The organism is Herbaspirillum sp. RV1423 (genome assembly GCF_000577615.1).
Taxonomy (GTDB): Bacteria; Pseudomonadota; Gammaproteobacteria; order Burkholderiales; family Burkholderiaceae_D; genus Herbaspirillum.
Window position 1 is genome coordinate 1 of the sequence record NZ_CBXX010000085.1, and the last position, 1,462, is coordinate 1,462.

Sequence of the window (1,462 nt, forward strand, 5' to 3'; positions counted from 1 at the left end):
GCCTTGGCGATCACAGGCGATGAAGGACGCGGTAGCCTGCGAAAAGCGGAGGGGAGCTGGCAAACGAGCTTTGATCCTCCGATATCCGAATGGGGAAACCCGGCCCGTATGGGTCATCCGTAACTGAATACATAGGTTACGTGAAGCGAACGCGGTGAACTGAAACATCTAAGTAACCGCAGGAAAAGAAATCAACCGAGATTCCCAGAGTAGTGGCGAGCGAAATGGGACCAGCCTGTACTCTTTATCTTCATTGTTAGTCGAAGGCTCTGGAAAGTGCCGCCATAGCAGGTGATAGCCCTGTAGACGAAAACAGCGGGGAAGAACTAGGTGTACGGAAAGTAGGGCGGGACACGTGAAATCCTGTCTGAAGATGGGGGGACCATCCTCCAAGGCTAAATACTCGTGATCGACCGATAGTGAACCAGTACCGTGAGGGAAAGGCGAAAAGAACCCCGGGAGGGGAGTGAAACAGATCCTGAAACCGCATGCATACAAACAGTCGGAGCCTCGCAAGGGGTGACGGCGTACCTTTTGTATAATGGGTCAGCGACTTACATTCAGTGGCAAGCTTAACCGATTAGGGCAGGCGTAGCGAAAGCGAGTCCGAACAGGGCGATTCAGTCGCTGGGTGTAGACCCGAAACCAGGTGATCTATCCATGGCCAGGATGAAGGTGCGGTAACACGTACTGGAGGTCCGAACCCACTAACGTTGAAAAGTTAGGGGATGAGCTGTGGATAGGGGTGAAAGGCTAAACAAACCTGGAAATAGCTGGTTCTCTCCGAAAACTATTTAGGTAGTGCCTCGTGTATCACCTTCGGGGGTAGAGCACTGTCATGGTTGTGGGGTCCATTGCGGATTACTACGCCATAGCAAACTCCGAATACCGAAGAGTGCAATCACGGGAGACAGACATCGGGTGCTAACGTCCGGTGTCAAGAGGGAAACAACCCAGACCGCCAGCTAAGGTCCCCAAATATTGCTAAGTGGGAAACGAAGTGGGAAGGCTAAAACAGTCAGGAGGTTGGCTTAGAAGCAGCCATCCTTTAAAGAAAGCGTAATAGCTCACTGATCGAGTCGTCCTGCGCGGAAGATGTAACGGGGCTAAGCAATATACCGAAGCTGCGGATGCACATTTATGTGCATGGTAGGAGAGCGTTCCGTAAGCCTGCGAAGGTGCATTGAAAAGTGTGCTGGAGGTATCGGAAGTGCGAATGCTGACATGAGTAGCGATAAAGGGGGTGAAAGGCCCCCTCGCCGTAAGCCCAAGGTTTCCTACGCAACGTTCATCGGCGTAGGGTGAGTCGGCCCCTAAGGCGAGGCAGAAATGCGTAGCTGATGGGAAGCAGGTTAATATTCCTGCACCATTGTTAAATGCGATGGGGGGACGGATCGCGGAAGGTTGTCCGGGTGTTGGAAGTCCCGGTCCTTGCATTGGAGAAGGCGCTTAGGCAAATCCG

The 1,462-nt window shown here is 52.7% G+C and carries 1 rRNA gene; it reads left to right on the forward strand.

What is annotated here, in order from left to right:
• Positions 1–1,462, forward strand: a 23S ribosomal RNA gene (locus RV1423_RS28175); the annotation flags it as partial.